This window comes from Streptomyces sp. NPDC025784 (assembly GCF_055558435.1).
Map to the genome: position 1 here is coordinate 12028 of NZ_JBVHMN010000027.1, position 22683 is coordinate 34710.

Here is a 22683-nt window from a genome sequence, read left to right on the forward strand (position 1 = left end):
ACGCGGCGGGATCCGGATCCACGTCGGCAGCCGCACCCGGCGTCGGCTGGAATCAGGCGATGCCGGTTCCCGTGCCGGGGCTCCGGTACGCCGAAGGCGGCCGGCCGAGAAGCTTCCCGAACGCGGCCGTGTAGGCCGCGGGGTTGTCGTAGCCGAGCAGGGCGGCGACGCGGGTGACGGGCATGCCCGCGGTCAGGTGGTGCAGCGAGTGCAGGACGCAGGCGCGTTGTCGCCATTGCGAGAAGTTGAGGCCGGTGCCGCGCCGGAACAGGCGGGCCAGGGTCCGCTCGCTCACGTCGAGGGCCGCGCACCAGCGTGCGGGCGGGTCGTGGATGTCCGGCTTCCGCAGGAACGCCTCGCACAAGGTGCGCAGCCGCGGATCGGACGGCATCGGCACGTCGAGGGGGAGCGGGGTGAGGTTCTTGAGTTCGTGGAGGACGAGCGCGGCGAGTGCCGCGTCGCGGCTGTGCTCGGCGTAGCGCGGCTCCGTCTCGACCGCCGCCAGGAGCAGTTCCCGCAGCAGGGCGGAGACGTCGACCGCCTGGCAGCGGGCGGGGAACCACGGCACCGCGGCCGGCTCGATGTAGAGGCTGCGGGTGCTGACCCCCGTCATCGTGACCTGATGCCCGGTCATGGGCGGGATGAGTACCGCGCGGGCGGTGGGAATCGTCCAGCTGCCGTCCGCCGTCTCGACCCGCATGACGCCGGTGGCCGCGTAGAGCACCTGGGCGCGGCGGTGCTCGTGCCGGGGGAGCAGGTGCTCATGGGGATAGTCGGTGCCGATGGCCAGTACGGCACGATCGAGGCCGTCCACCTCCGCGACCGGAACATTGCGCATGCCAGGAGACTACGAGGATCCGAGCGTCGTGTCCGCTGCGCGTAGGAAGTGGGCGATTCATCGATTGCCCGCCACACGTCGTGATCACTAGCGTCCTGCGCGTGCTCACTTCGCTCCTTGTCCTCCTGTTCTTCGGGTGCCTGACCGGCATCACGACGGTGCTCTTCGGCTTCGGCGGCGGCTTCGTCACGGTTCCCGTCGTCTACGGCGTCGTGACCGTCACGGCGCCTTCGGGGAACGACGCCATGCATGTCGCGGTGGCGACCTCGGCAGCCGTGATGGTCGTGAACGCCGTCGTGGCGACTCTGGCCCAGTGGCGTCGGGGCCGACTGCGCCGTACGTACGTCTGGCCGCTCGCGGCGTTCATCGCGATCGGTGCCGCCGCCGGATCCCTCCTGGCGACCCTGGTCGGCGGTACGGCGCTGCGCCTGCTCTTCGCCGCCTATCTCCTGGTGACCGTCATCGACAGCCTGGTGCGCAAGGGGTTCCTGTCCGTGGAGCGCCGGCCGCGCCCCGAGCCCCTGGGCAGGGGAACGACCACCTTCGGCGGTGTCGGCATCGGCATGGTCGCCGCCGGTCTGGGTGTGGGCGGCAGCGTCATGACCGTCCCTCTGCTGCGCCGCCGGGGCCTTGCGATGGCCGAGGCGACCGCCATGGCCAACCCTCTCAGCGTGCCCGTCGCGCTGGCCGGGGCAGTCGTCTACGCCCTCGCTCCCACCGGGCCGGCCGCCACCGGCAGGATCGGTTACGTCGACCTCTCCGCGGGCGCCGCCCTGCTCCTCGGCTCGCTGCCCGCCATCGCTCTGGCGAGGCGGGTCGCCGGCCGTGTTCCGGACCGCGTCCACTCCGCCGCCTATGTGGTCCTTCTCGTCGTCGTCCTGGTGGTGATGACGACGGTGGGGCTCTGACGAGGCGACCCGCGCGAGGCGGATCTGGTGCCGCGGCAGGCAACGTTCGCTCCGTCGCGACGCCCGGCACGCACTCTCGCCGCACCGGCCGAAAGCCCAAGTACGTCCAGTACGAGGACTTCCGGCCGGCACACCGAGAGCACGCACCGGACGCCGCTCCTTGACGGGCAAACGTTGCCTGCCGCGGCACTAGGGGGCGAGTCCGCCGTTGCTCATCAGCAGCTGACCGTTGATCCACTGGCCCTGCGGTGAGCAGAGGAAGTCCACGAGGTGCGCGGTGTCCCGCGGTGTGCCGAGGCGGTTGAGCGGGGTGTGGTCGAGCACGTCCTTGCGGATGTCGTCGCCCATCCAACCCGTGTCCACCGGGCCGGGGTTGATGACATTGGCGGTGACGCCGAGGTGGGCGAACTCGCGCGCGGCGGCGAGCGTGATGCGGTCCAGGGCGCCCTTGCTCGCGCCGTAGGGGAGGTTGCCCGCGGTGTGGTCGCTGGTGAGGCTGATGATCCGTCCGCTGCCCGGAGCCGCGGCGAACCGTCGCCCGTACTCGCGGATCAGCAGCCAGGCGGCGCGGGCATTGACCGCGAAGTGCCGGTCGAAGCTCTCGACGGTCGTGTCCAGCAGACCGGAGTCGACCGATTCGCAGTGACACATCACCAGGGCGGTGACGCCGCCCAGAGCGCGTTCGACCTCGTCGAAGACACGGGCCGGAGTGTCCGGGTCGGCGAGGTCCGCCTCGACCGCCGTGGTGGCCGCACCGTGTTCGGTGAGCGTGTCGGTGATCGCCGCGGCCGCTCCGGGCTCGCTGCCCCATGTCATGCGCTCGTCGTAGGGAGCCCAGTAGGTGAAGGCCACGTCCCAGCCGGAGGCCGCCAGCCGGTGAGCGACGCCCGCGCCGATGCCGACCGTCCGTCCCACCCCGGTGACCAGGGCGAGCGGGCGCGTGGAGGAGCGGGCCCGATCGCGTTCGTTGTCGTCCTGGGCATTGTCGATCGTCACGGTCCGAGATCGTCCACGACCGGCAACGGCGTGGCAACCGGCTTTGCAGGCGCGGCCCTAGAGCGGGGTCGCCGCCTTGAGGATCAGGAACATGGTCACCGCGGAGTTCGCCGAGGACATGGCGGACAGGACGGCGCCGGCCGCCGCGGTCCAGGCCGCCATGCCCACGGTCGTGAACATCGGCGGCCAGGCGCGGGCGGCCGGGGCCGGGCCGAGCAGCGCGGCGACCCGGCGCGGCACGGGCCCCGGCGTGGCCGCGACGGCGGCGAGTGTGGAGGCGGGTGCGGGACGGGAGAGGAGAGCGGCCCTGGCGATCGCGCGGGCGGTGGTCCGCCGGTCGCCGACCGCTGCCGCCGCCTCCTCGTCGGCCCAGCGCTCCACGGTGCAGGAGACGGCCGTCCGCAGTGGCCGCAGGAAGGGGTTGGCGCGGGCCGCGAGCCCGGCGAGGAGCAGGTAGCGGTGGTGCCGGCCGGTGAGGTGGGCCCGCTCGTGGGCGAACAGGACGCGCCGCTCACGGGAGTCGAGACCGGCCAGCATGCCGGTGGAGACCAGGATCCGCGCCGTGCCGGCACGTCCGGGGAGGGCGTGGGCGTAGGGCATCTCGTCGCGGAGGACGGCGACTTGGGTCGCGCGCAGTCCGCGCAGCGCTCGCAGGCCACGGCGGCGTACCCGGCGATGGCGCCGGAGCAGCGCCGTGCACGCCGCGGCGGCGACGGCGAGGGCGACCACCGCGCCCTTGCCGATCACTTCGTCGTGCGGCACGGCCGCCCGTACTTCCGGATCGGCCCAGGCGTCCGGGAGTGGGTTGCCGGGCAGTTGTGCGGTTCCGACGATCGCCAGCAGGCCGAGGCACAGGCTGCTGCACAGGCTCAGGACGGCGGCGACGGCGGACAGCAGGCAGGTCGCCAGGCGCGGGTGCAGGCGGTGTTCGGCCAGACGCGCGATGGGCCACGCGGTCAGGGGCAGCACGAGGGGGAGGAAGACGAACACGCCCACGGGTCAGCTCTCCCGGCCCTCGGCTCGCTCGGGGTCCTGGCCGGTGGTCTCCTGGAGCAGCCTGCGCAGCAGTTCCTCGTCCTGCTGGGGCAGGCCGCAGACGAAGCTCGCCAGGACCGCCTCGCGGTCGGTCTCACGGTCCAGGACGCGGCGCATGCGGTGAGCGGCGAGACCCGCCTCGTCCGTGGCCGCGCTCCACGCGAAGGACCGGCCTGCCCGCTTCCGGGTGACCAAGCCCTTCGCCTGGAGCCGCGTCAGGATCGTGATGACGGTGGTGTAGGCGAGGACACCGCCGAGGCGCTCCCGCACCCAGCCGGCTGTCACCGGTTCCGGCGACCGGCGAAGAGCGGCCAGCACCTGCGCTTCCAGTTCGCCCTGGCCGCGTCGACGAGCGGGCGCGTCCGGTCCCGGATCGCCGCTCATGTCCTGCGTCCCCACTCTGCCTCCCTGTCCAGCCGTGAACCGCGCTCTTCCGCGTGAACGGCTCAACAGCCGCTCCATCGTAGTGAGATACAGGAGTTCACCCTCCCGACAACTTCTACATTGTTGTAGATTCGGACCCCGGACGACCAGCCCCGCCGGGTCCGCCGCGCACGGCGGACGGCGGTTCAACGGAGGAGAGCAGCAATGGGAGTTTCCCTGTCCAAGGGCGGCAACGTCTCACTCAGCAAGGAGGCGCCCGGCCTGAGCGCCGTCCTCGTCGGACTCGGCTGGGACGTGCGTACGACCACGGGCACCGACTACGACCTCGACGCCTCGGCCCTGCTGCTCGACGCCTCCGGGAAGGTCCTCTCCGACCAGCACTTCGTCTTCTACAACAACCTCAAGAGCCCGGACGGCTCCGTCGAGCACACCGGCGACAACCTCACCGGTGAGGGCGAGGGCGACGACGAGTCGATCAAGGTGAACCTCGTCGGCGTGCCGGCCGAGGTCGACAAGATCGTCTTCCCCGTCTCGATCCACGACGCAGAGAACCGTGGCCAGAGCTTCGGTCAGGTCCGCAACGCGTTCATACGGATCGTCAACCAGGCCGGCGGCCAGGAGATCGCCCGCTACGACCTGTCCGAGGACGCCTCGACCGAGACCGCGATGGTCTTCGGCGAGCTCTACCGGCACGGCGCCGAGTGGAAGTTCCGCGCCGTCGGCCAGGGTTACGCCTCCGGCCTGTCCGGGATCGCCTCCGACTTCGGTGTCAACGTCTGAGGGCTGTCCTGCCCCGTACCGCCGCCCCGCACGACGACGGTCACCCACCCCCGCCGTCCGCATGGTCACCCAATCGCATGCGGGCGGCGGGTGCCGTGTCCGGGCACGGGGGTCAGTGACCGGGAACGCGCATCGGGGCCGGCGGCAGCGGAGCCGCCCGTGCCCTGAAGGCGCTGGAGCGGCTGTCGTTCATGCTGTCCGGCGCACAGCTCGGCATCACCGTGCCGGGCCTGGTTGTCGGCTTCGTCGCCGAGCTGACCGTGTCCGTCCTGCTCGCGCCCGCAGCAGTGGGCGACGCGGCCGACGGCCGGCTCGTCAGGAGCGTGCGGACGGATCGTCGGGCTCGACGACCGTGCCCGGGACGACCCGCCCCGAACCCGGCGACGCCTCGGGGGAGTCCTGCGCCTTCAGCGCCTTGGACTCGCTCTTGAAGATCCGGGCCGCCTTCCCCGCCGAACGCGTCAGCTCGGGCAGCTTCTTGATGCCGACGACCACGATGACGACGATGAGGATCAGGGCCAGTTCACTCAAGCCGAACATCAGATCTACTCTCTCCCGGTGGCGGACGGGGCCGGTACGTCTGCCGCCCCTCGTCACAATCTACAGTGCTGTAGAAGCATCAAGCGGGCAGTGCCGCGGCTCGCGGGCCCTCGTGGTCGTGGACGGTCAGGTGAGCTCGAAGAAGAGCGTGTCCTGCGTGTACCGGTCGATGTTCTTGGTGGCGTACTCCCACTCCTCGTACGCGAAGTCGACGAGCTTCTCGATGAGCTCTTGGACCTCGTACCGGAAGTCCGGGTCGAGGACGGCGCGGTAGGCGCCGGCGGCGCGCTTCGTGTCGGCCGGCGGCCGCGCCCTCAACGGCCCTTGAACTCCGCGTACTCCGTCACCTGCGCGTACATGTCGGATGCGCGCTCTTCCTCGCCGAAGTCCCTGAGGGCTCCGGCCAACTTGAAACCGATGTTGTCGGCCCGCGGGTCGTCGATACAGCTCCGCACCCACGACAGGGGGAACTGCGCGACCCCGTCCTCCCGGACGGCGAGCACGGCGCGCAAGGTCATGCCCTCGCCGTCGACGACACGGCGCACACCGCGACACGTGTCCGCGAGCAGTTCCGCCAAGTACACCGAGTAGGCGAGGCACTTGACCGCCCGCAGCGACGGTTCCTCGTCCGCCTCCTCGGCCATCGATTCGAGCACCCCTTGGACGAACCAGACGCTCCCGTCGGAGCCGTCCAGATCGGCGCCCTGCTCCCGTGCCCAGTCCAGGAACCGGTGCGCCTCGGCCAACAGCTGGTCACTCATCCGGGAAGGCTATGGCCCCGCCGGTTTCCGGCGCTCGACGTCCGTGGCGTGCGCAGGACCCGCCGGACTCCGGCGGTACGGCGCTCAGGTCCGGCCACCGTCCTGCTCGGCCGGGCGGGCTGCGGCCCCGCGCGCGAGCAGCAGGAGGGCGTCGACCAGGTCGTCCGCCGGGCTGCCGGTGGCCAGGCGGCGCAGTTGCAGACCCATCACGAGCGCGACCGTCGTGGACGCCAGGCGTTCGGCGTCCGGCACGTCCAGGGCGGTCAGGATCCGGGTGGCGAGCCGGTCGTACGCGCGGAACGCCTCCGCCGCCGCCTCCCGCAGCCGCTCGTCGCGCCCGGCGTGCAGGTAGAGCTCGAAGGGTGCGAGATGGGCACTGTCGAGCGCCGCGCTGCACGCCACCTGGCCGGCGAGATGCGCCGCTTCCTCGATGTCGATGCCGTCGGTCTGGCACTGGTCGGCCAGTTCGGTGAAGTGCCGGGCCTCTTCGCGCACGAAGTGCAGCAGGCTTTCCCTCAGCAGATCGTGCTGGGTCTCGAAGTGGTAGGTGACCGAACCGAGCGAAACGCCCGCTTCCTTGGCGATGCGGCGGTTGGTGAGCGCCGAAAGACCGTCCGCGCCGATGATCTTCAGGACGGCGGTGATGATGCGCTGACGCGTCGGGGCGGCGAGGGCGGCGTTCGGCATGGCACTCATTGTTCCACCAGTGCCGACGGCGGTCGGCGGGGTGTGCCGCGCGAGGCAGGGCGTGGGTCGCCGCGTGCTGCTTGAGGCGCCCACCGCGCTGCGTTCCCCGGGCGACGCAGCGGTGCCGGCGACGGCCGGGACGGCCTCGACGACCGGACCGGCCGGGCCGGTTCCCGGCGGGACGACGGTGGACACGCTCACCCGCCATCTCTATTGTTCGTTCGAACGAACAAGACCGGAGGATAGTCGTGCGCATTGCTGGGGCAACTGTTCTGCTTACTGGTGGCACCGGAGGCATCGGCGGGGCGCTCGTCGCCGAACTGTCCCGTCGTGGGGCGGACCTCATTCTCACCGGACGGCGTCGCGAGGCACTGGAACCCCTCGCGGAACGCTACGGCGCCCGGACGATCCTGGCCGATCTCGCCGACGCCGACGACGTGCAGCGTCTCGCGGCGGAGGCCGCCGGCACGGACATCCTCGTCGCCAACGCGGCGCTGCCCTCCAGCGGCGACGTGCTCGACTACACGCCCGCACAGATCGACCGGGCGATCGCGGTGAACCTGCGCAGCCCTGCCGTGCTCGCGCGGTTGCTCGCTCCCGCCATGGTCGCCGACGGCCGCGGCCACATCTGCTTCGTCGGCTCGCTGTCGGGAGTGGCGGCCACCAAGTCCTCGTCGATGTACACCGCGACGAAGTTCGGCCTGCGGGGCTTCTCGCTGTCCTTCCGCCAGGACCTGCACGGCACCGGCGTGGGCGTCTCGATCGTCCAGCCGGGCTTCGTGCGCGACCTGGGCATGTTCGCGAAGACGGGAGCGTCGGCGCCGGGCGGCGCCCGAACCGTCTCCCCCGAGCGGGTCGTCAAGGGCGTGATGCGGGCGATCGAGCGCGACATCGCCGAGATCAACGTCGCCCCGGTCGAACTGAAGTTCCTGACCAGGATCGCGTCACAGTTCCCGGGTTTCTCCGAGCGTGTGCAGCGGCTCGTGGGGGCGGAACAGACGATGGACACGATCGTGACCGCCCAGCGGGCGAGCCGCTGACGAGCCGACGCGCCGAGGTCCGCCCAGGCCGGCGACCTGGTCGAAGTCGGCGCCGCGCGGCAGACGTTCGACGGGGACTTCCAGGGACATCCCGGCCGACTCCACCGTCGTCCGCGTGCATCAGCATGCCGCCGGCGCCCGCCGATCCGCCCCCGGCCCCGGGATCACAGAGGGGCGGGCCGTCTCTCGTCCCGGGCCGGTCCGACCGGTCGGATCTTCCGGTGCGTCGCGCCGGGACGTTGGCGGAGCGGAGGTGTGTCTCGTGACCTACAACCTCCCGGGCGGCCGGCTCTCCGTACAGGCGATGGTCTTCGGCATCCTCACCGATGGCCGCCCGACGATCCCACCCCCTTCGTTCGACAACGGGATCACCGGCGGCACCGGGGATTTCCGCCGGGCCCGCGGCCAGGTCCACGCCGACACGATCGGTACGGGCAAGAGGCGCTTCACGATCTACCTCGACCGCTGACGGAAGGATCTCCCCGGCTGTGACGGTCGGGCGATCGATACGGGTCCGGCGGGAACGGGCTCTGCTGCCGCACCGCAGCAGGGCCCGCCGGTCACGGAGGCCGGCGCCGGCCGTCCACGGCCCGGGAACAGCCCGACGACACCGCGGCTGGGCCCGCCTACGGCGGTGAGTCCCCGCGGGCGTGCTCCTGGCGGCGGACCTCGTCGAGGTCGCGCAGGCGGTCGAGGCCCCTGACCGCCCGGGCGGTGCGGTGGTTGTGTTCGAGCCTGGAGCGGTGCCGGTCCAGGAAGTTCCAGTAGCCCGCGGTGTAGGGGCAGGCGTGTGCGCCGGTACGGTCGCCGGGCCGGTAGGCGCAGGGCCCGCACAGGTCGCTCATGCGGTTCACGTAGGCGCCGCCGGACGTGTACGGCTTGGTGGTCATGCGGCCGCCGTCGGCGTACTGGGACATGCCGACGACGTTGGGCACCATCACCCAGTCGTATCCGTCCACGAAGCTTCGGTGGAACCAGTCCGTGACGGCCGCCGGGTCCCAGCCGTGCTGGAGCGCGTAACTGCCGAGGATCATCAGGCGCGGGATGTGGTGGGTCCATCCCGTGTCGCGCACCTGCGACAGGACCGCGTGCAGACAGCGCGCGCGGACGTCGTCCGCGTCCAGGTCGTCCCACCAGCCGGGCACCGGCGCGGTGTGCCGCAGTTCGTTGGAGTGCCGGTACTCCTCGCCGAAGTACCAGTACAGCTGCCAGACGTACTCGCGCCAGCCGGCGATCTGCCGGACGAAGCCCTCGACGCTGTTCAGCGGTGCCCGGCCGTCCCGCCATGCCGCTTCGGCGCGCTCCACGCACTCGCCGGGGTCGAGCAGACCGAGGTTGAGCGAGGAGGACAGCAGGCTGTGGCTCATGACGGGGTCGGCGGCGAGCATGGCGTCCTCGTACGGGCCGAACGTGCCGAGCCGCCGGTCGACGAAGCGCCGCAGCGCCTCCCGGGCCTCGGCACGGGTCGCGGGGAAGAGCCGTGGGCCGTCCCGTCCGACGAAGGACACGTCTCCGTCGCTCTCCCAGCGATCGAGGTCGTGGCGGACCTCGTCGTCGATCTCGTCCTCGCGCGGCCGGTAGGGGGCGGGCACGGGCAGGGCGGACGTCTTCCGGGGCGGCGGCTCCCGGTTGTCGTGGTCGTAGTTCCAGCGGCCGCCGGCCGGGGCGTCGCCGTCCATCAGCAGCTCGTGCCCCTGCCGCACCCACCGGTAGAAGTCCTCCTGGCGCAGCCGCCGGCCGCCGTGCCCGTCCGCCCACGCCGCGAAGTCGTCCAGGGGCACCAGGAACCCGCGCGGAGGCCCCATGGTGACGTGAGACAGGGAGCGCACCAGCCGTACGGCGGCGTACGAGGTCGGGTGATGGACGGTCACCGGGTCGTCGCCCGCCGCCTTCTCCAGTCCTTCCCGGTAGGTGTCGGCGCGGACGTACGTGACCCGGTCGCCGAGTTCCGCCCCCCGGTGGCGCATGGCGGAGAGCACCAGGTGCGCCTTGGCCCGGTGGAAGCGGCGGCGCCGGAACACCGACCTGGCCTCGATCATCAGCAGGGGGGTGTCACGGGTGAGACCACTGTCCCGGGACGGACGCAGGAAGTGCGGTCCGAGCTGGTCGCCGAAAAGCCAGTGCATGAGCATCCCTTCGTCGGTCCCGGCCGCTGACCTGTCCGAACCGGCGGCACCCGTACTCGCCGGACCACTTCATCCGCGGCGCCGACGGCGGATGCACGGCCCGCCGGGGACCGCCCGTTCAGGCGGCGGGGGAAGCGGACTTCTCCGGCTGCTTCGCCCCGGTCACGGGTCCGGCGTCGTGGCGGGCCAGGGCGCTGGGCCACCACGCCCGGGGTCCGATGTCGATCATCAGCGCGGGGACCAGGAGCGAGCGCACCACGAGCGTGTCGAGCAGGACTCCGAAGGCCACGATGAACGCGATCTGCACGAGGAAGGCCAGCGGGATGACCATCAGCGCCGCGAACGTGGCGGCGAGCACCACACCGGCCGAGGTGATCACGCCTCCGGTGGTGGTCAACCCGCGCAGCACGCCCTGCCGGGTGCCGTGCACGAGCGCCTCCTCCCGTACCCGCGACATCAGGAAGATGTTGTAGTCGACGCCGAGGGCGACCAGGAACACGAACCCGTACAGCGGTACCGACGCGTCCGTGCCGCTGAACCCGAGGAGATGCTCGAAGACGAGCGCCGACACTCCCAGCGTGGCAAGGAAGTTGAGCGCGACGGTGGCGACCAGCAGGACGGGTACGAGCAGCGAGCGCAGCAGCAGGACGAGGATCAGCAGGATGATGCCGAGGACCACGGGCACGATCACCGCACGGTCGCGGGCCGCGGTCTGCTGGGTGTCCAACTGCTGGGCGGTGTAACCGCCGACCAGGGCGTCGGCCCCGGACACCGCGTGCACCTTCGCACGCAGGCGCTCGACGGTCTGCTTGGCGGCGTCGCCGTCCGCCGCCGCCTTCAGGGTGGCGTCGATGCGTACGCGCCCGTCGACGACCTTGGGGTCACCGGCGCCGGGCCGGCCCGACGCGGAGACCGCCCCGGCCGACGCCACGCCTTCGGTGTTCTTGGCGGCGGCCGTCACCTCGTCGGCACGGTCGGCGTCGGCGATGATGACGGCCGGGTTGCCGGAACCGCCGGGGAAGTGCTCGCCGAGCGTCTGCTGGGCGGCGACCGAGGGCGCGTCGTTCACGAAGATCTCGTCGAGCGGCACGCCCTTGGCGGTCAGGGTGGGGGAGAAGGCCGCGAAGACGGCGAGGACGAGCGCGGTGACCACCCAGGTCCGACGGGGCCTTGCGTTCACCCGCGCGGCGACACGGCGCCACACCCCGTGCCCTTCGACGGAGGCGTCCGACGCCTTGGGCTTGGAGGGCCAGTACGCGGTCCGGCCCAGAAGGGCCAGTACGGCAGGCAGGAAGGTGAGGGTGCAGAGCACGGCGCACACGATGCCGATGGCGCCGACCGGCCCGAGGGCGCGGTTGTTCGTGAGGTCGCTGGCCAGCAGGGCCAGCAGGCCGAGCGCAACGGTGGCGGCACTGGCGGTGATCGCCCCGAACGACCGGCGCACCGCTGCCGTCGCGGCCGCGACCCGGTCGCCCCGTACGGCGAGTTCCTCGCGGAAGCGGGCCGCCAGCAGCAGCGCGTAGTCGGTGGCGGCGCCGATGACCAGGATGGAGAGGATGCCCTGCACCTGGCCGTCCACCCGGACCACGTCCCGGTCCGCCAGCGCGTAGACGACCGCGCACGCGAGTCCCAGGGCGAACACGGACCCGAGGATGATCACGAACGGCAGCAGGACACTGCGGTAGACGAGCAGCAGGATCAGCAGCACGGCGCCGAGGGCCACGCCCAGCAACAGCCCGTCGATGCCGGCGAACGCGTCCGACAGATCGGCCTGGCTCGCCGCGGGGCCCGCGATCCGTGCCTCGGTGCCCGGCACGCTCTCGGCCGCCGCCCGCACCTTGTCGAGCACCGCGGGCAGTCCGTCGCCCAGGTCGGGCTCGAGCTGGACGACCGCCTGAAGGGCCTTGCCGTCGTCGGAGACCAGGGCGGGCGACGGCCGGCCGACGACACCGGGGTCCGAGGCGAGCGTGGCGACGGCCTCGGTGGCGGCTGCCTGCTGGGCCTCGGTCGTGCGGTTCCCGTCGGCCGTCCAGACCACGACGGCGGGCAGTGTCTCGGACTGGTCGAAGGCCTCACGGGCCTTGAGGACCTTGGTGGACTCGGCGCTCTGCGGCAGGAACGCCGCCTGGTCGTTGGTCGCGACCTCGCCGAGCTTGCCCGCGTAGGGGCCGAGCGTGCCGCCGACGGCCAGCCAGACGAACAGCAGAGCGAGGGGTACGAGCCAGCGGGCCGAACGCGGTGCGGTTCTCATCAGCATCTCAAGCCTCAGGGGAGTAAGTCACTCATCAAGTATCTCAATGATTGAGTGATCCTATACTGAGGGCATGAGCGGTTCCGGCGTGCCATCGCCCTCTCTTCCCGGAGACGACCCGACAGGGTTGCAGTCCTTCGCCGTCCTTCTGCGCCGGATGAACGGCGAGTTCAACCGCATCGCCCAGGAGTTCGCTCAGGCGCAGGGGCTGCATCTCACCGACGTGCAGGCCCTGATCGCGATCCTGGACGCCGACGCCGACGAGGGGCCCGTCACGCCCGGCAGGCTGCGCGAGCGGCTCAACCTGACCTCCGGAGCGGTGACCGCCTGCATCGACCGGTTGGAGAAGGCGGGCCACATCCGCCGGGTCCGCGCGGTCGACGACCGTCGCGTGGTCCACCTGCACTACGCGGAGGCGGCCAGGGAGATCGCCAGGGACTACTTCCAGCCGCTGGCCCGCAGTACGGGAGCGGCGCGCGACCGCTTCACTCCGGAGGAGCTCGCGGTGGTCGTCCGGTTCCTCGCCGAGATGAACCGAGAGCTCGTCCTGCTGCGGCAGGGTTCCGGCTAGCTCATCGAGCCGCGCGCACGGCGGTCGTCCGCTCCTGGTGAGAAATCGCATCCATTTCGTCGATACCGGGCGAATCGTGGGCATGAAGCTACAAGATGAGCTCCCTGTCGACCACCACCTGGCGACCGTCTACCGATACGGCGCCGGCTTCTGCGGACTGGTCCTGCTCACCTTCGCGGGCCTCGGTTTCGCCGACGCCCTGAGCCCCTTCGCCACGGCGGGTCACACGATCGCGGGCATGACCACCAACGTCGCGCTGAGCGTCGTCTCCACGGTGGTGGGTGTGGCGCTGCTCGCGGGAGCCGTGATCGGCGGCAACTTCGCCTCCACCCTCAACATGGTGGTGGGCGCGCTGTTCGTCCTGAGCGGCTTCGCCCACATCTTCGTGCTGGACAAGCCCGCCAACATCCTCGGCTTCGGTATGACCAACGTGATCTTCAGCTTCGTGATGGGCCTGGTCATCGCGACGTTCGGCATGTACGGCCGAGTCTCCAGCAAGCTTTCGCACGACAACCCCTACTGGCAGAGCAGGCACCCCCGACAGGCCGAGCGGGAACGGCGGACGGCCCATGGGCAAGCGACGGCCGCCCTCCCGGCCGCGGAGCGCGGGGTGAGGGCGCTGACCGGCGCGACGGCAGTAGGCGGAACGGGCCGGCGCCGGACGCCGGAGTGACACGCATCCCGCACGGACGATCACACACGCTGAGCCCGCGGGTGGCCACCGGGATCGGGCACCGGTGGCCACCGTCTCACGCGCGGGGCGCCGCGCCCTCGTCGACGGGCAACGGAACCGGCTCGTCCGGGGGCCGAGGGGCCGCGCCGTCCCTGTCGTCCCCGGCACGCGGGGACGTGCGACGCAGACGGCCCAGCGCCAGGTGGAGCACCGGCATCAGCACGCACGTGACGACGGCGCTGTGCCACAACAGTGCGTCCAGACGGCCCGCCGCCAGGTACGCGCCCGCCGCGACCGCGGCGAGCGCGCACACCCCGCGGTCCACGATGCTCTCCACCGACAACAGCGTGGCGCGCGGCGCACCCGCCGGGATGGCGTCGTTGATGAGCTTGCGCTGCACCGGATAGACGAACCCGGTGACGGCGGCGAACGCGCACAGCAGGGCGACCACGGTCAAGGGACCGCCCATGATCAGGCCCGCGAGGCACGCGGCGAGCACCACGCTCAGCATCGACACCCACGACACCGCTGACAGTCTGCGGCTCAGCCACTGCGGGCGGGCCGAGGCGACCGCCTCGGCGACCGTCATAGCCGCGAGCACACTGCCGTGCGTGCTCTCCCCGATGCCGTGGTCGAGCAGCACCGGCTGGAACAGATTGACCTGGCAGATGCGCGACAGGGTGAAGACCGCCACGCCCTGCACCATCAGCAGGACCAGCAAGGGCGAGGCCCGCAGCACGCCCAGGGCGGCACGCGTGTCGTGCAGGAAGCCGCCGCGTCGCCGCTTGCGCGGAACCGGTACGGAGTCCTCGCCGTGCGGGGCGAGACGCGGCAGGGCCAGGGCGCAGCCGAGAGACCCGGCGGCGCTCGCCGCGCTGAGCACGTACGGCGCCTGCGGAAGCAGCAGCATCAGCGGCCCGACGAGCGGCCAGCACAGCACCTTGGCGGCGAGTCCGAGCGCACGAGCCGTGCCCTCCGCCCTGAGGTAATGGGCGTCCGCCCCCTCGGCGCGCAGCCCGTCGTACAGGTAGGCGCTCGCCGCGCCCGAGGTGAGCGAGCGTCCCGCCGCGATGGCGAGGAAGTGCACGAGGAACCCGGTGTACGACGGGGCCAGCACCGGTGTCAGGTTCGCCGCCGTCATCACCACCGCGCCCGCGCGCAGACAATTACGGGCGCCGATGCGGTCGGCCACGGCACCGGTCGGGATCTCGAAGAGGCAGAACGCGACGTAGTAGATGCTCTGGATGCCGAAGATCTGGTCCTCGGAGAGGCCGGCGTCCCGCTGGTAGGCGTAGAACACGGGCATCCACCACAGCAGGTTGAACAGCAGCTGGAACCCGTTGTTCAGGCGGATGATGCGGCGGGCGGCGACGGGCAGGGCCGGCCCCCGGGGACGTGCCCACGGTTTCGGCATGCGGCGCCTCACCGGGAGTAGGGGCGGATCTGGACCAGCCGGAACGTCCCGTCGGCGGTCATCAGCCACTCGACGTCCAGCGCGTCGTCCGGGTCCTCCTGACTGAAGTGGGACTGCAACAGCCTTCCTGCCAGGGCGAGTTCGGCCAGTGCTGCCCGGGTGGTCGGCGGAAGGTCCACGCTCGCGGAACCGATGTCGACCGTGCGTCCGCCGCCCTCGACGGTGTTGTAGAGGTACTGCTGCGGCAGGACCGTGCCGTCGACCACCCGTTCCGGCGATCCGGGCGTGCAGTTGAGGTAGACGTTGCGGAAGTCCTCGCGACGCGTCGGGTTGCAGGTCACCAGGACGCCACCGAGGTCGGCCGGCAGGTACTCCTGGACGATCACGCCCATGTAGGTGTCGTCCAGCGAGATGCCCACCTGGTGACGCAGACGCACACTGCGGGGCGACAGCAGGGAGGCCCACACCTGGCGGACGGCGTCCATGAGCTGCTCCGTGCCGCGCACGGTGGTCACCGAGTCGTAGATGCCGGCGGCGGAGAATCCCGGCAGGTCCTCCGCGTTGGAGGACGAACGGACCACGAGCCGGCGGCCGGCGGCCGGCAGGCCCGGCACGGCGCCGGTGACCGCCCGTGCCACCTCGTCGGGCATCGGAGTACCGCGCACCAGATGCTGGAGGTGCAGGCACAGCGGGTCGAGGACGTCGAACGCCTCGAGCTCCAGGGCCATCTTCAGCTTGCCGATGCCCTGTTGCAGGGCGGGCGACGAGGTGAGGAACAGGTGGTGCAGGCGGAACGGCAGAGCGACGCCCTCCGGTGCCCGGACCGTGTCCGCCACCCGTTCCACCGCCGCGGCGCGCAGGCGTTCCGGACTCGCCCACGGCTCGCCGAGACGGGTGGCCAGATGCGTCAGCAGGTCGGCACGCGGCGGACGCGGGCGCGCGTAGAAGGTGGTCAGGTCGGCGGTACGGCTGTCCAGAACGTGGTGCAGTTCCCCCAGGTTGGCGGCCTTGGTGCCGTAGCTGTCCCGGTCGGCCCGGCGCAGCCGGTGCAGCGCCAGCACCGGGGCCTCCGCCAGCAGGGGAGTCTCCACGCGGATGCGCTGCTGGTGCCAGGCGGGCTTGTGCAGGGCCGGTGCGCCGGCCAGCCGCTCCAGGGTGATCGTGTCCTCGGCGACGCGGTAGCGCACCCACGCGTCGTCCAGGCCGTCCTGCCCCACGAGGGTGTCGAGGTCGCGGACGATGGCGTTCGGGATGCGCCAGCCGGAGGCCAGGACATTGGTGTGCGACAACGGGGTGATGGGAGCTGTGTTGATGAACCCGGCGACGCGGGGCACGTCGTCGGGCAGGCACGCCATGGCGACGATGTCGGACCAGCCGAGCTCCGCGGCGGCGGCCTCGTACTCCTTCGTGGTGCGGAAGTAGCGCAGGCGGCCCTCGGCCTCGCCCGGGTTGAGGCAGGTGCGCGTGCGATGGCCGAACAGTTCGTGGCTGAGGACGCGCGGCACGACGGCCTCGCTCACCGACGCCAGTTCGTGCTCCTGGCCGTGGTTGGCGGGCTTGAGCAGCAGCGGCAGCCGTCCGTCGACCCGGCCGCGCACATAGCGGTAGAACTCCTCCAGCAGCGCACCGTGCATGGTGTCCGCCTCGGTGGTCTCCAGGACCAGAAAGGGGCGTTCGGGGTCCTCGGCCCGTTCGTCGGTGTGCAGCGACAGCACGCCGAGGAGGAAGCGGCGCTCCGGGTCCATGTAGACGGAGGTGTTGAACGCGTCGAGGTCCGCGTCGAGTTCGTCGAGCGTCAGACCGAGGATCCGGGTCGCGATGTAGTTGACGTGGAAGGGGTGCATCCGGGTGTCGAGCAGATGCCAGGTGTGCTCGGTACGGTCCACCACGACCTTCAGGTACGGGTGTCCGGCCAGCGTCCCGGACAGGGCCCGGAACAGCGGCAGCGACAGGTTGGCGCCGACGACCGTGCGGTCCCCCGACGCCCCGGGCACCTCCGCGTCGTCCAGTGCGAGGGTCATGCCGTGACCCCCTCGGTGGCGTCGGCGGGCAGGATGTGCGGCAGTGCGTCCACGAGGGCGGTGAAGTCCCGGACGACCGCCTGCGGGACCTCGGCCGACAACAGGCACAGTCCGGCCATGGTGTTGGCCCCGGCGGCGGGGTCGTAGACCGGCACGGTGGTGCCGTCCGGCAGGGAGCTCTCGGCGACGACGGACAGCGTGCTGCCGACGCCGAGCGGCGCGGAACGGACGACCGCGGCCGCGTCCCACACGTGCCGGCGCCCCCAGGGTTCGCCGTCGCCGTCGACCGCGAGCACCACCAGCGATCCGGCGGCACCCTCGGCGTCGGCGGGCGACAGCGCCCGCGCGGGCCAGGCGGGTGCCCTGTCGAGCAGTTGGTCGGTGAACATGCCGACCAGGTCCAGCCCGAAGACCTCCTCGATCTGCGGCACGGTCATCGCTCCGCCGAAGCGCGCGGCCGTCTCGATGACCCACATGCGGCCGTCCGCCCCCAGCTTGATCTCGGTGTGGGTGCCGCAGTTCTCCAGCCCCAGGGCCTCGACGGCGCTGCGGGCGAGGTCGACGACACGCTCCTGGGCCTCGGCACCGAGAGCGGCCGGGGTGATGCCGGCGCGCTCGGTGAACGGCGCGACCGTCGGCATCCGGCCGCTCAGACAGACCGGCCGGAAGGCACCGTCGACGACGACGCCCTCTACGCTGACGTAGTCGCCCCATCCGGCGCCGTCGAACCACTCCTCGGCACACCCGGTGACGATCTCCTCGACGATGAAGTCCTCGTCGGCACCGGCCACATGAAGCTCCGCGAACCCGAGCGTCGCCGACTGGGCCATGACCGCGCGCGACCGCTGCCACGCCTCCCGGACACCGGCGGGCGTCGTGATGATCTGGTGCGCCGTCGAGCCGGCGCTCCAGGCCGCCTTGAGGAGCAGCGGATACGAGAGCTCGTGGGCGGCAGCGTCGAGTTCGGCGGCGGTGCGAACGGCGCGGAACCGGGGCTGCGGCACGCGGTGGCGCTCCCAGGCGGCACGCATCAGGCGCTTGTCCCGGGCGAGTTCCGCGGCGGCGCCGGCGCCCTTCAGGCCGAGGCGCCGAGCCGCCTCGGCGACCGCGACCACCGCGTACTCGGAGAAGGTGACGACGGCGTCCGCGTTCATCTCGCGGGCACGGTCCGCGATGAGGTCCACCAGGTCGCCCCGGTCCGCGTCCGCACGGGTGACGGCCGAGGCGCACATCCGCCCGGCGTCAGCCGCGACGGTGACGGGCAGTTCGCTGAGTGCCAGCAGGTGCACCGTGGACCGCGCGGCCACCCGCGTCAGGGCGTAACCCACCGGAGGGCCGCCCTTGGCGTGCACGTACAGCACCTTGCTCACGAATACCCAACTCCTCTGCTTCCGGGGAACGGCGCGGGGCGCGCCGTCCGCCGGCACGGCGGCCGTGGGTGCACCCGCGCCGCTACGACGACCGCTGTCCCGCGGTCCGTGTGCGCTCCTTCAAGCGAAGCAGCCCGTGTGCGCCTCCTGGGCCGCGGAGAGCGCGAACCCCTCAGGCAAATGCCGTACTCGTGACGGCGGTTGGCGGCGCGTGAAGGTTCCGTGATGCGTTAGTGCCCGTTCCGGGTGGAGGGGTGCGCCGCCGAGCCGTCCGCGCCTGCCCGGCATGCTTGGCATGCACACGGGATACGCATGTGGTGTCACTCAAAGTAATGTGATCGAACGTTGAAGGAGTTGGGCCGTGGACGAGGCCGATTTCAAGTCGCTTCTCGCGCCCCTGCCGGTGTCCTGGTGGGAGGCCGACGGTGGACTGAGAGTGGTCGACAGCGGTGGCGGCGCGTTCGACGACGAGCGCACCGCGCACCGCTTCCTGGAGGCCCTCTCGGCGGAACTCGGCGACCAGGACAGGCCATCGGGCGACGGCCCGTACCAGGCATGCTTCGAAGGCCGGACCTTCGACGTGAACTGGCCCGACTGTCAGGGCGGCGCGCGTCGGCGCGTCAGCAGGGGAGTGGCCGTCGAAGTGGGCGGCCGGTCCGACGAGCCGGACCCGTACGCCTCGTTCGCCGACCTCACGCCCGCCGCGGCGTTCGTCCGCGACGCCACGGGCCGTTACCTGTGGGTCAATCACGCCTACGCCCACCTGTACGGCACCACGCGCGACGCCATGATCGGCCGTCACCTCGCCGACGTCGACCAACCCGACGACGCCGCCCGCTTCTTCGGCCTCGACCAGGACGTCCTGACGGGCGGCAAGCCCGTACGGCACACCCTGACCTATCGGCGGCCCGACGGCTCCTCCGGGCAGGCCGCGGGCTACCGCTTCCCCGTCCGCTGGGGCGAACGCCGCTGTGTGGCGGGGATCTACGTCGACATCACCGACTACACCCAGACCCTGGAACAGCGACGACGGGCGGAGGAGGACCTGCGGGCACTGCGGGACCACAGCGGACTGGCGTGCGTCCGGATGTCCGCCGACGGGCGGGTGGGAGAAGCAAGCGCCGCCATGGCCGAGTTACTGGACGTTCGCCTCTCCGAACTGATCGGTCGGTCCGCAGACCGTCTGCTGGCGGACACCCCGGAGCGGGTCGCAGTGCACCGCGTCTGGGGTGACCTGGTCGACGGCCGACGGCGCAGCGCGCGCGTCTGCGCCGTCCTCGTCGACGGGGACGGATTCCTGCGCAGAGCCCGCGTGCATCTCACCACGGTCCGCCGCGCCGCCGAACGCGCGCCCGGCGTGTGGGCCGTCGTCACGCATCTCGGACTGCGGTACGAGGAACACGCGTCGCTCACGGCCGCCCAGGTGCGGATACTCGCTCTGCTGGCCGCCGGCCGGAGCAACGCCGACATCGCGGGGGCGCTCCACCTGTCACGGCAGACCGTGGACTACCACCTCAGCAGGCTGCGCGAGTTGCTGGGCGCCGCGACCCGTCCGGCGCTGGTCGCCCGCGCCTACGTCCTCGGCATCCTCTCCCCGCAGGCCTGGCCGCCCCGCTCCGCCACGGCGCCCCATCCCCTCAGCCCGGCCTGAGGGGTGCCCCTGTGAAATCGTCCCGGGGTGGCCGGGAGCGCGCTCCCTAGGCGGCCCGGCCGGCCTTGAGAAGCGCCGCCGTGTCGACGGCGCGGCGGGCCTGGTGACGGGCCGCTTGCAGGGCCACGTCGCCGGGCAGGCCGTCGGCCGCCACATGGGAGGTGCCGTACGGGTTGCCCGACCGGAACTGAATGGGATCGGTGTAGCCGGGAGGCACGATGATGCCGCCCCAGTGGTAGAAGGTGTTCGCAAGCGCCAGAAGGGTCGACTCCTGTCCGCCGTGGGCCGTGTTGCTGGCGGTGAAGGCCGAGTACACCTTGTCGGTGAGCTTGCCCGTGAACCACAACGGGCCGGTGGTGTCGATGAACGCCCTGAGCTGACTCGAGGGGTTGCCGAAGCGGGCCGGAGTGCCGAACAGGACGGCGTCGGCCCAGATCAAGTCGTCGTGCGCGGCCTCGGCGACGTCCGCCGTGTCCTGCGCGTGCCGGCCCCAGGCCGGGTTGGCGGCGATCGCCTCCGGCGGGGCCGTCTCGGCGACCTTGCGCAGCCGCACCCGGGCGCCGGCCTTCGCGGCGCCCTCGGTCGCGGCCTGCGCCAGTGCGTGCACGCTGCCGGTCGAGCTGTAGTAGATGACTGCGACGTTCACGGGTTCCATGGACGGGTTCTTCCTTCGCTGTTTCCGTCGGTGGCCTCGGGCGGGATCCGCACGTGGGTGCCCGGGCGAGGTCCGCCCCGAGGGCGACCTCCAGCAGACCGACGACACAGCCCCTCGGAATGTGAGGCCCCGGTGCCGAAGGCGGCCCCGGGCCCGTGGCCCGCCCGATGGCCGCCCCGTCGGGTCAGCTCGTCACGATCCCGTGCAGGAGCAGCCCGATGAGCCGGGTCGCCAGGTCGCGCTGCTCCTCGCCGGCGGCGATGAGAGTGATCCCGCCGAGGGCCATGAGGACGTCCCGTGCGTCGGCCTCCGGCCGCACCACCGACTGTTCCCTGGCCGTGGCGAGCAGATGGTCGACGGCCTCGACGAGAAGGGCACGGGTCTGCAGCTTCTCGTTGTCGTCGGTCAGCACGACGCGTAGTGCGTCGGCCATGCCCTGCTTGGCGGACATGAAGTCGACGAAGCGCTCCATCCAGGTCCGCAGCGCGTCGGACGGCGGCCGGGTGGACGCCAGTTCCGGTGCCGCCTCGCACAGGCGCTGCACCTCGTGCCGGTAGACGGCCTCGATCAGCAGTTCCTTGGAGGGGAAACGGCGGTAGAGCGTGCCGACGCCGACTCCGGCCCGGCGGGCGATGTCCTTGACCGAGGCGCCCGCCCCCTCGCGCGCGAAGGCGGCCGCGGCCGCCTCCAGCAGCAGGTCCTCGTTGCGTCGCGCGTCGGCGCGCAGGGGCCTGCCCGGCCGTCCCGCGTCCCCCTCGTTGCCGGTCAATTCCGACTCCCTTCTCGACCTCGCTTGCAACCGGAACCGGTTCCGCTTAGCCTCGATAGCGAACCGGAACCAGTTCCGGATATCAGGGTACGGCGGCCTCGCGCCTCCGTGCCACCGGCCGCGCACGAGCCGGCCGCTTCCCTCGCTCTCATGGAGAAAGTCATGACCGACCAGCTCGTCACCACCCCGTTCGGAGCGGAGACGACCGCCGCCGAGGTGCTCGCCGGCGTCGATCTCACCGGCCTGCGTGCCGTCGTCACCGGGGGAGCCTCCGGCATCGGACGCGAAACCGCGCGCGCCCTGGCCGCCGCCGGCGCCGAGGTCACCATCGGCGTCCGCGACCCGGTCGCGGGCGCGCGGGCAGCGGAGGAGATCGCTCCGGCCGACGGCTCGGGGGCGGTGCACGCCGCGACGCTCGACCTCGCCGACCCGGCCTCGGTGCGCGCCTTCGCGCAAGCCTGGCGCGGGCCCCTGCACATCCTGGTCCTCAACGCCGGGGTGATGGCCCCTCCGCTCCAGCGGACGAAGGAAGGCTGGGAACTCCAGTTCGCCACCAATCACCTCGGCCACTTCGCCCTCGCCACCGGCCTGCACGGCGCCCTGTCGGCAGCCCGCGGGGCGCGCGTGGTCGTCGTCAGCTCGGTCGGTCACGTCAACGGCGACGTGCTCTTCGACGACATCAACTTCGAGCGGCACCCCTACGATCCGTGGGCGGCCTACAGCCAGTCCAAGACCGCCAACGTCCTGTTCGCCGTCGAGGCGAGCCGTCGCTGGGCGTCCGACCTGATCACCGTCAACGCCCTCAACCCCGGCCGCATCACCACCACCCGGCTCGGCCGCCACATCGGGGACATCTCCAACAGTCCGAGCTCGTTCGAGGCCACCAGTACCGACGTCTCCTGGAAGAACATCGAGCAGGGCGCCGCGACCTCGGTGCTGCTCGCCGCCTCACTGCTGACCGAGCGGGTGACCGGCCGCTACTTCGAGGACTGCAACGAGGCCGGACCGCATCGGCCGGGAGTGCGCCGCGGGGTAGCCGCACATGCCCTGGATCCCCGGAGTGCGGCCCGGCTGTGGCAGACCTCCGTCGCGATGCTCGCCACCGCGACGACTCGCTGACGCCGCCCGACCCGACCCGTGAGGGGTCGTCGTCCCGTCAGCGGATGCGGACCACGGCGCCCCGGCTCGCGATGCTCCACCCGGACCCGTGCGT

The 22683-nt window shown here is 71.8% G+C and carries 23 protein-coding genes and 1 pseudogene; 9 read left to right on the forward strand and 15 right to left on the reverse strand.

The features are described 5' to 3' along the window. Positions 1–52: 52 nt before the first annotated feature. The gene (locus tag ACZ4IF_RS40230) at positions 53–838 is read right to left on the reverse strand and encodes an AraC family transcriptional regulator (RefSeq protein ID WP_467572825.1); all 786 of its coding nucleotides are present in this window, start codon (positions 836–838) and stop codon (positions 53–55) included. 101 nt (positions 839–939) lie between these two features. On the opposite strand from ACZ4IF_RS40230, the gene ACZ4IF_RS40235 reads away from it, so the two are divergent. Beyond that, positions 940–1746, forward strand: a complete 807-nt coding sequence (locus ACZ4IF_RS40235) for a sulfite exporter TauE/SafE family protein (protein WP_467572828.1) — start codon at positions 940–942, stop codon at positions 1744–1746. 189 nt (positions 1747–1935) lie between these two features. Here the strand turns inward: ACZ4IF_RS40235 and ACZ4IF_RS40240 are convergent, their stop codons facing one another. Genes ACZ4IF_RS40240 through ACZ4IF_RS40250 form a run of 3 tightly spaced genes read right to left on the reverse strand, consistent with a single transcriptional unit; the run spans position 1936 to position 4161 of the window. Next, a complete protein-coding gene (locus ACZ4IF_RS40240) occupies positions 1936–2742 on the reverse strand; it encodes an SDR family oxidoreductase (protein ID WP_467572831.1) in 807 nt (268 codons plus the stop codon). Positions 2743–2799: 57 nt separating this feature from the next. Then, positions 2800–3738 carry a M48 family metalloprotease gene (locus tag ACZ4IF_RS40245; protein WP_467572835.1) on the reverse strand — a complete coding sequence of 313 codons (939 nt, stop codon included), beginning with the start codon at positions 3736–3738 and terminating at the stop codon, positions 2800–2802. 3 nt (positions 3739–3741) lie between these two features. Further along, positions 3742–4161: a BlaI/MecI/CopY family transcriptional regulator gene (locus tag ACZ4IF_RS40250; protein WP_467573167.1), complete on the reverse strand. Its 420-nt coding sequence runs from the start codon at positions 4159–4161 to the stop codon at positions 3742–3744. Between the two features lie 204 nt (positions 4162–4365). On the opposite strand from ACZ4IF_RS40250, the gene ACZ4IF_RS40255 reads away from it, so the two are divergent. Further along, complete coding sequence (locus ACZ4IF_RS40255; protein WP_028799890.1) at positions 4366–4941, forward strand: TerD family protein; 576 nt, start codon at positions 4366–4368, stop codon at positions 4939–4941. A 137-nt stretch (positions 4942–5078) separates the two neighbouring features. Continuing rightward, positions 5079–5267 (forward strand): annotated as a pseudogene (locus ACZ4IF_RS40260) (hypothetical protein); the annotation flags it as partial. Here ACZ4IF_RS40260 and ACZ4IF_RS40265 read toward each other — a convergent pair. The 4 genes from ACZ4IF_RS40265 to ACZ4IF_RS40280 all read right to left on the reverse strand — a co-directional run bounded on the left by ACZ4IF_RS40265 (position 5257) and on the right by ACZ4IF_RS40280 (position 6929). Then, entirely contained in the window at positions 5257–5481 is a 225-nt protein-coding gene (locus tag ACZ4IF_RS40265) for a twin-arginine translocase TatA/TatE family subunit (protein ID WP_359496611.1), read from the reverse strand. The pseudogene ACZ4IF_RS40260 and the gene ACZ4IF_RS40265 sit on opposite strands and share 11 nt — an antisense overlap. 126 nt (positions 5482–5607) lie before the next feature. After that, on the reverse strand, positions 5608–5799 hold the full coding sequence (locus ACZ4IF_RS40270) for a DUF7691 family protein (protein ID WP_467572839.1): 192 nt from the start codon (positions 5797–5799) through the stop codon (positions 5608–5610). Further along, entirely contained in the window at positions 5796–6242 is a 447-nt protein-coding gene (locus tag ACZ4IF_RS40275) for a hypothetical protein (RefSeq protein ID WP_467572844.1), read from the reverse strand. Before ACZ4IF_RS40275 ends, ACZ4IF_RS40270 begins: the two co-directional genes overlap by 4 nt. An 84-nt stretch (positions 6243–6326) precedes the next feature. Further along, a complete protein-coding gene (locus tag ACZ4IF_RS40280) occupies positions 6327–6929 on the reverse strand; it encodes a TetR/AcrR family transcriptional regulator (protein WP_467572847.1) in 603 nt (200 codons plus the stop codon). 248 nt (positions 6930–7177) lie between these two features. On the opposite strand from ACZ4IF_RS40280, the gene ACZ4IF_RS40285 reads away from it, so the two are divergent. Both ACZ4IF_RS40285 and ACZ4IF_RS40290 read left to right on the forward strand, forming a co-directional pair. Next, positions 7178–7969 (forward strand): SDR family NAD(P)-dependent oxidoreductase, encoded by a 792-nt coding sequence (locus ACZ4IF_RS40285; RefSeq protein ID WP_467572851.1) that lies wholly within the window; start codon positions 7178–7180, stop codon positions 7967–7969. A 262-nt stretch (positions 7970–8231) separates the two neighbouring features. Further along, complete coding sequence (locus ACZ4IF_RS40290) at positions 8232–8438, forward strand: hypothetical protein (protein WP_467572854.1); 207 nt, start codon at positions 8232–8234, stop codon at positions 8436–8438. 157 nt (positions 8439–8595) lie between these two features. Here the strand turns inward: ACZ4IF_RS40290 and ACZ4IF_RS40295 are convergent, their stop codons facing one another. Beyond that, a complete protein-coding gene (locus ACZ4IF_RS40295; RefSeq protein ID WP_467572858.1) occupies positions 8596–10095 on the reverse strand; it encodes a cryptochrome/photolyase family protein in 1500 nt (499 codons plus the stop codon). Between the two features lie 118 nt (positions 10096–10213). Continuing rightward, positions 10214–12346: an MMPL family transporter gene (locus ACZ4IF_RS40300; RefSeq protein WP_467572860.1), complete on the reverse strand. Its 2133-nt coding sequence runs from the start codon at positions 12344–12346 to the stop codon at positions 10214–10216. 73 nt (positions 12347–12419) lie between these two features. Between ACZ4IF_RS40300 and ACZ4IF_RS40305 the strand changes: the two genes are divergently transcribed. Together ACZ4IF_RS40305 and ACZ4IF_RS40310 are read left to right on the forward strand one after the other, a co-directional pair. Further along, on the forward strand, positions 12420–12917 hold the full coding sequence (locus ACZ4IF_RS40305) for a MarR family winged helix-turn-helix transcriptional regulator (protein ID WP_467572864.1): 498 nt from the start codon (positions 12420–12422) through the stop codon (positions 12915–12917). Positions 12918–12999: 82 nt separating this feature from the next. Next, complete coding sequence (locus tag ACZ4IF_RS40310; RefSeq protein ID WP_467572866.1) at positions 13000–13590, forward strand: DUF4383 domain-containing protein; 591 nt, start codon at positions 13000–13002, stop codon at positions 13588–13590. Positions 13591–13666: 76 nt separating this feature from the next. Here the strand turns inward: ACZ4IF_RS40310 and ACZ4IF_RS40315 are convergent, their stop codons facing one another. Genes ACZ4IF_RS40315 through ACZ4IF_RS40325 form a run of 3 tightly spaced genes read right to left on the reverse strand, consistent with a single transcriptional unit; the run spans position 13667 to position 18395 of the window. Further along, positions 13667–15004 (reverse strand): MFS transporter, encoded by a 1338-nt coding sequence (locus ACZ4IF_RS40315; RefSeq protein WP_467572868.1) that lies wholly within the window; start codon positions 15002–15004, stop codon positions 13667–13669. An 8-nt stretch (positions 15005–15012) separates the two neighbouring features. Then, a complete protein-coding gene (locus ACZ4IF_RS40320) occupies positions 15013–17025 on the reverse strand; it encodes a PEP/pyruvate-binding domain-containing protein (RefSeq protein ID WP_467572870.1) in 2013 nt (670 codons plus the stop codon). Next, complete coding sequence (locus ACZ4IF_RS40325; protein WP_467572872.1) at positions 17022–18395, reverse strand: ATP-grasp domain-containing protein; 1374 nt, start codon at positions 18393–18395, stop codon at positions 17022–17024. Before ACZ4IF_RS40325 ends, ACZ4IF_RS40320 begins: the two co-directional genes overlap by 4 nt. A 361-nt stretch (positions 18396–18756) precedes the next feature. Here ACZ4IF_RS40325 and ACZ4IF_RS40330 point away from each other — a divergent pair, with 361 nt between their 5' ends. Next, positions 18757–20046 (forward strand): PAS domain S-box protein, encoded by a 1290-nt coding sequence (locus tag ACZ4IF_RS40330; protein WP_467572875.1) that lies wholly within the window; start codon positions 18757–18759, stop codon positions 20044–20046. A gap of 46 nt (positions 20047–20092) precedes the next feature. On the opposite strand, the gene wrbA is transcribed toward ACZ4IF_RS40330, so the two are convergent. Continuing rightward, a complete protein-coding gene (gene wrbA, locus ACZ4IF_RS40335; RefSeq protein WP_467572878.1) occupies positions 20093–20701 on the reverse strand; it encodes an NAD(P)H:quinone oxidoreductase in 609 nt (202 codons plus the stop codon). Positions 20702–20885: 184 nt separating this feature from the next. Continuing rightward, positions 20886–21470, reverse strand: coding sequence for a TetR/AcrR family transcriptional regulator (locus tag ACZ4IF_RS40340; protein ID WP_467572881.1), 585 nt, complete (start codon positions 21468–21470; stop codon positions 20886–20888). A 162-nt stretch (positions 21471–21632) separates the two neighbouring features. Between ACZ4IF_RS40340 and ACZ4IF_RS40345 the strand changes: the two genes are divergently transcribed. Continuing rightward, on the forward strand, positions 21633–22589 hold the full coding sequence (locus ACZ4IF_RS40345; RefSeq protein WP_467572884.1) for an SDR family NAD(P)-dependent oxidoreductase: 957 nt from the start codon (positions 21633–21635) through the stop codon (positions 22587–22589). The last annotated feature ends 94 nt before the right edge of the window (positions 22590–22683 follow it).